The sequence below is a fragment of the Parafrankia sp. FMc2 genome (genome assembly GCF_041008525.1).
In the GTDB taxonomy this organism is placed as follows: Bacteria; Actinomycetota; Actinomycetes; order Frankiales; family Frankiaceae; genus Parafrankia.
Genome location: NZ_JBFLUG010000093.1, coordinates 24,153 through 30,586, shown reverse-complemented (window position 1 = coordinate 30,586; position 6,434 = coordinate 24,153). Strand labels below are relative to the sequence as shown.

The 6,434-nt window shown below is 67.0% G+C and carries 5 protein-coding genes and 1 pseudogene; 3 read left to right on the top strand and 3 right to left on the bottom strand.

The genetic code is table 11. From position 1 onward, the window contains the following. Positions 1 to 29: 29 nt before the first annotated feature. Positions 30 to 704 (bottom strand): sce7726 family protein, encoded by a 675-nt coding sequence (locus AB1460_RS25630; RefSeq protein ID WP_368964663.1) that lies wholly within the window; start codon positions 702 to 704, stop codon positions 30 to 32. A gap of 223 nt (positions 705 to 927) precedes the next feature. Here AB1460_RS25630 and AB1460_RS25625 point away from each other — a divergent pair, with 223 nt between their 5' ends. After that, positions 928 to 1,887, top strand: a complete 960-nt coding sequence (locus tag AB1460_RS25625) for a pentapeptide repeat-containing protein (RefSeq protein WP_368964662.1) — start codon at positions 928 to 930, stop codon at positions 1,885 to 1,887. A gap of 295 nt (positions 1,888 to 2,182) precedes the next feature. On the opposite strand, the gene AB1460_RS25620 is transcribed toward AB1460_RS25625, so the two are convergent. Then, a complete protein-coding gene (locus AB1460_RS25620) occupies positions 2,183 to 2,923 on the bottom strand; it encodes a class I SAM-dependent methyltransferase (RefSeq protein WP_368964661.1) in 741 nt (246 codons plus the stop codon). A gap of 762 nt (positions 2,924 to 3,685) precedes the next feature. Between AB1460_RS25620 and AB1460_RS25615 the strand changes: the two genes are divergently transcribed. Beyond that, positions 3,686 to 4,816 (top strand): helix-turn-helix domain-containing protein, encoded by a 1,131-nt coding sequence (locus tag AB1460_RS25615; RefSeq protein ID WP_368964660.1) that lies wholly within the window; start codon positions 3,686 to 3,688, stop codon positions 4,814 to 4,816. Here AB1460_RS25615 and AB1460_RS25610 read toward each other — a convergent pair. Continuing rightward, entirely contained in the window at positions 4,800 to 5,324 is a 525-nt protein-coding gene (locus AB1460_RS25610) for a Scr1 family TA system antitoxin-like transcriptional regulator (protein ID WP_368964659.1), read from the bottom strand. The two genes, AB1460_RS25615 and AB1460_RS25610, sit on opposite strands and share 17 nt — an antisense overlap. A 427-nt stretch (positions 5,325 to 5,751) precedes the next feature. Here AB1460_RS25610 and AB1460_RS25605 point away from each other — a divergent pair. Further along, positions 5,752 to 6,422 (top strand): annotated as a pseudogene (locus AB1460_RS25605) (transposase); the annotation flags it as partial. Positions 6,423 to 6,434 lie beyond the last annotated feature (12 nt).

Below are 6,434 nucleotides of genomic sequence, written 5' to 3'. Positions count from 1 at the left end.
CAGCCACGCATGTCACGGAGGGGACGGATCTACGGACACTGATCCGGGGCTACGTCTTCGTCATCAACCGAACCTCCAACCGACGCAGCCCACTCATACACGTGCGACCTCGATGTCGCACTCTCACGGGACTCTGACAGACAGGGAGCAGCTCGCCAGCCTGTTCGGCCCTTGAGCCGGGTGCGCACCGCGGTCTTCAGCTCCTCGAGAGGGACCTCGGCGGCGAGACGCTCCCAGATCATCCATCGCGGCTTGGACCGGACCCCGCGATCCAGGCCGCGCACCACGAGCTCGGCGAGAGCCTCGTCCCGCCAGAGCAACTGCACGAGCGCTCCCGGATCGACCGCGTCGTTCGACTGAGGTGACCGCGCGTTGTCGAGACGCACCTGCTCGACGCCGGAGGCGATACGGACGCCCCACCAGGTCGGGAGGAGATCTCGGGCGCGCTCGTAGTGGTTCTCCGTCACGATCAGCTCGGCGAAGTCGAGCACCTGGGAGTAGACGGTGACCTGGCCGGGCAGACGGCGCAGCGAGTCCGTGGAACCCTTGATCTCGAAGCCGGACAGGTGGCCGTTGATGACCGCGACGTCCACCCGGGTCAGTCCGCACAGGTCGAGCTCGTCGACCACGAGAGTGTCCGCGTCGAGGTGAGGAGCGAGAGCGCCCAGAAGGACTCTTCGGACATCGGCATCCCGCAGCACCACGCCACCCCTGTGATCACATCTTCACCCGCGGCGACCTACTCTGGCACCGGCTGACGCATCCCTCCAACAACGGACCGTCATGCGTATGCACGTTCCGGCTATGTCAGCATCAGCCGGTTAGCCCGGCCAGCACGGTCTCGGTCCGCGGGGGACTACACCCGGCAGCCAGCCCAGCCCGCGCCTGCTCGACGTACGCTGCAGCCTCGACGAGGTTGTCGGCTGCTTGGAGCACCTCGCGGAAGTCTTGTGGCCAATGGTGCAGCAGCGGAAGCACGATTCGCCGGCAGACGCTACCCACTACCAGGGGGCGATGAGCGGGCAGCGTAGAACGATCGTTATGACAGCGGATGGAAGCCGGCACGGGCAGCAACGGACATCTCGTGCCGCGGCTGCGCTGGCCGCGGTCGCGGTCGGGCTCGGCGTGGTAGCGGTAGGTGGTTGGCTCCCAGGAGCGGACGATGCCGCCGCCCGGGCGGCGCTGCAGTCAGGACTATTGGCCGCTGCCGCCGCGCTGCTCGCTGTCGCTGGCGGTCTGGTGGCACTAGTCGAGACCCGCCGAGCCAACGAGCACACCCATGTCCGCGAGCTGTATACCCGAGCGATCGATCAACTCGGGTCTGAGGAGAACGCAACGGTCCGCCTCGGTGGCATCTACGCGCTGGAGCGGATCGCGAAGGATTCCCCCGGCGACAAACCCACTGTGGCAAAGGTTCTCGCCGCGTTCATCCGTGAGAACACTATGTCCGATCGGCCCGGTGCCATCCGCCGCCTGCAGGACCGGCCGGCCTCGGCACTCGACTCGGACCCGACGGCGGATGGCGAGGAGGGGTGGACAGGGAGAGTCATACAACTGCCAGCGCTGGACATCGACATCCAGGCTGCCCTCACCGTCCTTACTCAGCCACCGATGACCCGGCCGCGTCTCGAACTCACCGGCTGCGACCTTGTCAGGGCAGACCTGCGGAAAGCGGATCTTTCTGAAGCAGTACTGATGTTTGCGAACCTCGCTGGCTCATGGATGACAGGAGCAAAGCTCACCCGCACCACCCTGGCTATGGCGAACCTGACCCATGCCTGGCTATTAGGAGCGGACCTTACGGACGCGATGCTAGCCGGGGCGAAGCTTGTTGGAGCAGATCTGGGGGGGTGCGAACCTCACCCGTACGAAGCTGGCCGGGATTGACCTCACCCACGCCCATGGGCTGACGACGAACCAGGTAGCGGTCGCGGAAGGAAACAAGCTGACCTGGCTGCCGGAGGGGGTTGACCGGCCAGCGTCCTGGCCGGCGGAAGATCGTTCATCAGCACCTTGATAGGGCTCTGGGCTCGTCGATGCTGCCGAGCTTGGCGCCCCTGTCAGAATCTTCGAGTTCCGTCAGGAAGTGCGAGAATCCCCTCAATAATCAGTTCGCGGGCCCGGTCGCCTGTAAACAGCATTCGGTCGCCTTCGCGATCGCCTCATTCTGACGCGTCGGAAGCTACCTCGGGAGTTTCTGGGCCGTCAGGAGCAGGAACAGCGGCCGGGTGAAGTTCTCCTCCCACCAGGGATCCTCGCGGCGCTGCTGCTCACTCGGGTGCGGCTCGCTGATGCCCGTCAAAGCCAGGCCGGCGGCGGCGAACCCGGCGGCGAAGTCCTCGAGAGGCCGAGTCCAGGCGACCACGGGGGCGGGCGACACCTCACCGGCGACGTCGAAGTGCTGCTCGATGCGGCGCGGGCGGAAGTAGGTGTCCCGGTCGACTGCCTGGCCGCGGGAGCCGTAGAAGCAGGGGTGCAGCAGGAGCGCGACGACTCGACCGCCGGGGCGCAGGACTCGGGAGAACTCGGCGATGGCTGGTGCGGGGTCCTCCAGGTCGTTGAGGACGTGGTTGGCTACCACCAGGTCAACGCTCGCGTCATCGAACGGGAGTGCGGCGACGTCGGCGGTCTCGTGCCGGATGTCGAGCCCTTCGTCGGCGGCCTGCTGCCGGGCGGCGTCGACCAGCTCCGGGCACAGGTCCACTCCGACGCTGGGGCCGGCGCCGCGGGCTGCCAGCAGTCGGGACAGGTACCCCTCCCCGCACCCAGCATCCAGAACGGTCAGGCCAGTGACGTCGCCGGCTGCGGTCAGCATCGCGACGTTGGTCAGTCCGGTGCGGTAGCGGTCGAGGTCCTGGCGGATGATCCGGACCCAGTAGTCGGCGTTCGCCCCGTAGCTGGAGGTAGGACTGGTCGTGGTCATCGGGCTCCCGTTGGAAGGCCTGCCAGCACCGCAGCTGCCCGGGGGACTGCACTACAGCCGCAAGTCCAGCACTCGCCTGCGCGGCATAGCCCGTTGCCTGGTTTGCGTCGCCGGTCGCTGCATGAGCCTCGGCGAGATAGGCCTGGGTCAGCACCACGTCGCGCGGATAGTCAGTCATCGCGGCGGCCTTCGGAGCCAGAACCTCGATCGCGCGGCGCGGTTCGCCGACCATCGTCAGGGCCCGGCCGTTCTCCAGCGGGAGGGGAAACTCCGCGTCCTCGGCCATCCAGTAGGCCCACGGCGGGGCCTCGGCCGCCCGCGCCCGCTCGTAGACCTGGGTGCCGCGCGCGATCGTGGACCGGAAGCCCGCAGCGTCCCCGGCCGCCGCGCGGGCGCGGGCCTCGAAGCCGGTCACGATCGCCTGGACGGTCTTCGACGCGGTATCGCGCAGGCCGACCTGGGCGGACTCGAAGATCGTCACTGCCTCCGCAAGCGCGCGGCACGGTCGCCTCCCCCGATGACGGATCTGGATCAACTGGCAAGATCGTGACCATGACGGCCTTTCGCTCGCCTCGGCTCGAATCGCTCCTCAGATCGCGATGGGACCAAGCTTCGTATACGCAAGTCGCTGACCTGGTCGGAGCTCAGGCACCCGAAGCTCCAGACCTGGATTTCAAGGTCGGTCACTACCAGCTTCCACCCGGGGCACCCAAGGATGCCCAGGAGCGCAAGAGGTTCGAATTGGCAAAGGACGTCGCGGCCATGGCCAACAGTGCCGGAGGCCTCCTTATCGTCGGGATAGGAGAGGATGATCAGGCTCGCGCCGCGAGGGTCGCGAATGTGCCGATCACCGATGGCCATAAGCGGTGGGTTGACGACGTCGTCTCTTCATGGATCTATCCCCGTCCCGTTGCCGAGGCGCGAAGCGTGGAGAACCCCGATGATCCCGGTCGGGGGTTCCTGCTCATCGCCGTTCCGTGGAGCCCATCTGGACCCCACGCGGTCGCTGGGCCAGGCGGTGCACTGACGTATCCTCGTCGCTCCGGAACTACCACAACCTACCTGTCGGAGATGGAGGTCTCGCAGGCGTATCGGAATCGCTTCATGGGCTTCGGGAGGCAAAAAGGCGAGCTGGAAACGGTGCACGAGGAACTGGTGAAACTTCTCACCCATGAGTCGGCCTACGATGGAGTTCGGGTTATTGTCTCGCTCGTTCCGGACATTCCCGGCTATTTTCGGGTGGATGCGGATTCGTTCAATTCCTTCAGGTCGGAGGTCGTAGGAGATCTCCCGCTCGTAGGAGGAAGCAGGAAGGGCACCTGGGTGTCCCACTATCTGAGAAGGGGTCGGTTCATCGCCCATGGCGGATACTCCTCGGTGAGGGAGCCGGCGTGCATTCTGCATTCCACTGGAGCTGGCACCATAGCCATTCCGGTCGAATCCAGGGAAGTTCCAGCGGATGCCAGCTACCAGGTATCTGACGAGGACGTAGTTGACGCCATACTCGGGAGTCTACGATTCTTGGCGCGCCACGCACGTGATCGAGCGGCAACCGGCGGTGTCGCTGCCATGCAGGCACAAATCGAGACAACTGGCGGTGATCTTCGTTTGGCGAGCATTGGCATGTTCGCTGATCAGCTCGGAAATGCCATACTTGACTATCCTCCCGTGGCAGACGGAGTGGCTTCAATTGATGATTTGGCTGTGGATGGCCCGTCGCTTGTCACTGCTACTCACACTCTCGTCGCCGCGCTGTTTCAGGAATTCGGTCTGGCTGAGCCGTCGCAGATCACTCGTGACGGCGAGATTCGGCGCGGTGGGTGGGCACCGATCCGATGGCGTAATCACTACATTGCCTGGGCGGAGGATTCTGATATCACCGTGATTGACTGAACGGAAAGGCGCAGGATGGGCGACCTCCAGGAACCTGCGGCCCCCGCGGCCCGTGAGCTTGGAAGCGCTTGCTGAGATCGTGCAGGAGCTCCTGGCGACGCAGCCGTAGCGCGACCGCTGCGGCGATGTCCTGGCTGGTGACGTCAGCGAGTTCGAGGACCGCTCGCGCGTAGGCGACCGTCTGCAGCAGTGCCGGGACGATCGTGGGCTGCACGGTGAGCACGTGCCCGGCGCGGGCCTCCAGGTCCAGGACGCTGCGCTGCAGGTCCGGGCCGCCGTGACGGAAGGCCTCCACCGCGGGGGTGTGCGCGGCCTCGGCCAGTTGATGTAGGCGGGCGTGGGCGTCGGTATCCGTGCCGACGGCACTCGCCCACTCGTCGATCTCGGGCAGTGACAACAGCGAGGTGCCGTTCTCCACCCGGGACAGGCACGCGGCGCTCAGGCTCGTCCGCTCCGCCAGCGCCCGGCGTGACAGGAACCCCGCGCGCGGGGACGCCTCCAAGTCCAAGGTCGCGAACAGGCGGCCGGCGGGAAGACCCCCGCGCGTGCAGGGACCACGGACCGAGGCTCGCGAACGACACTCTCGTTGCGGGAAGATCCCCGTCCGTGCGGGGATGACTCGGTTTCCATCCGGGCTCGGCCCGCTGGAGCGGGAGGCCCCCGCGCATGCGGGGACGACTTCAGTCCATCTCAGATCGTTTTGATGCCGTCCGGGAAACCCCCGCGCGTGCGGGGACGACTTGCGGGAGGCGTAGTAGTTGGCGGTGGAGCGGGGGAGACCCCCGCGCGTGCGGGGACGACGCCGATGTCGCGCTCGGCGGGCTCAGGCAGGACGGGGGGCCCCAAGCATGCGGGGACGACACCTGGGGCGGGGTCGCCAACCTGCTCGACCTCGGGAGACCCCGCGCGGTCACGTCCATGGGCGTGACCGCGCGGCGACGAAGGCACTGGCTCAGTTGCCGCGGTGGTTGCGTCGCAGCCGGACGGTGCTGGTACGCCGCCGGCGGCGCGCACGCCTTCTGCGACTGACTGCACCAGCGCAAGCTGTCCTACTCGGTCGGATTCACCCCACCCGACGAGGCCGCCGACCTGATCGCGAAGATCCTGGCCGCAGCGTGGACGCCGGCCTACGACGCCGACCGCAAGCCCCGCCCCGGCCGCCTGGGGCGCCGAGCTCGCCGGGCTGATGGACCTCTCGGGCTAGCTACCCGGCCTGCGGGTCATCGTCCGCAAGGAACGGCCGCACCCCGGTGCGCAGCTGTGGATCACCGACATCGATGGCAACCGGATCAGCGCGTTCGCGACGAACACCCGCCGCGGCCAGCTCGCCGACCTCGGACTCCGCGGCCGCAGAAGGGCCCGCTGCGAGGACTGCATCCGCGGCGCCAAGGACACCTATCTGACCAACCTGCCCCTATACGACTTCACCCAGAACCGCGTCTGGTGCGCGATCGTCACGCTCGCCTGCGACCTGGTCGCCTGGACGCAGATGCTCCCGCCGCCCGACCGTCCGGACCGACACTGGGAGGCGAAACGGCTGCGCCACCGGTTGTTCTGGCTCACTGGCAGGCTCGCCCGCCACGCCCGCCGGACCGTCCTGCACCTGATCGTAAAGGGC

Bases quoted from the DNA above. Each gene is read 5' to 3' on its own strand.
- AB1460_RS25620 (WP_368964661.1), bottom strand. From the start codon at position 2,923: ATGACCACGACCAGTCCTACCTCCAGCTACGGGGCGAACGCCGACTAC.
- AB1460_RS25615 (WP_368964660.1), top strand. From the start codon at position 3,686: ATGGCCAACAGTGCCGGAGGCCTCCTTATCGTCGGGATAGGAGAGGAT.